Raw genomic sequence first — 864 nt, forward strand, 5'->3', positions numbered from 1 at the left:
GACAAGATTTGTAACGTTTTTTGTTCCATAATCTACCCGAACATTGTAAGATTCATTTGCAGATTTTGCATCTGATGTTTGAAACAGCAGCGGATTTGTTTCCTGCTTCAGCTTATAACCCTTTTGTTCCGCCGCCTTTTTTATGTAATCATAAGACGTATAGGAATTGTGGGGCGGTTTGCTGAAATCAGCTCTCCAAAATAAGCTTCCGTCAAAATCCAATCCGTTCATATAATCGGCAGCTCCGGATTCCAGCTGCTCTTTGGCGCCGGGACTCCAGCCGTGATGGACAAATATGCTGTCAAAGCCATTGCTGAGAGTGACGAAATATTCCCGCGCGCTCCGCACAGGTCCGACAGTTTCAGGCATCTGGCTTTGGAAAATGGCCAGAAATCGTGTGATTTGCCCTTCGGCTAGCGCTTCTATGACTATGTCGGCTTTAGACAGACCCGACTGCGGCCTCGCCTTCGGGTGATTGTTCACCACAACAGCAACAGGGCGGCGTTCAGTCACTTTCTGTTCAGTCTTTAGCCCCGTTAAAGGAGCTTTAAGCTTCTTTGCATTATCCGGGACAGCATCCTTCTGCTGGCAGGATACCAGCAGAAAAAACACGAAACACAGCGCGCAAACTGTCATCCATTTTTTCATATGTCGGCTCCCTGCTCTTTTATATTTTAACGCATTATCGATGGAAAGAGTACAGTTTTTTTCATGACGTCGAAGATTCCTCTTGGCGTAATGCGTATATACGGAAGGTGCGTACTTTGCAAAAAGAGCAGCGTATAGATAGGATCGGAAAACTCATAGCCTCTTTCAGTCAAAAGATCTCTCAGCTTTTGTTCTTTCTCAAGCACGTCTTCATAC

General features: G+C 45.6%; 2 protein-coding genes. Both read right to left on the minus strand.

Translation table 11 applies throughout. From position 1 onward, the window contains the following. On the minus strand, window positions 1–648 hold a 648-nt coding region (locus ACWHAR_RS24930), incomplete at its 3' end, for a DUF3048 N-terminal domain-containing protein (RefSeq protein WP_452088161.1). Between the two features lie 26 nt (window positions 649–674). Next, the coding region (locus ACWHAR_RS24935) for an adenine deaminase C-terminal domain-containing protein (protein ID WP_452088162.1) at window positions 675–864 on the minus strand (190 nt) is incomplete at its 5' end.

The organism is Bacillus sp. LR--39 (assembly GCF_053613335.1).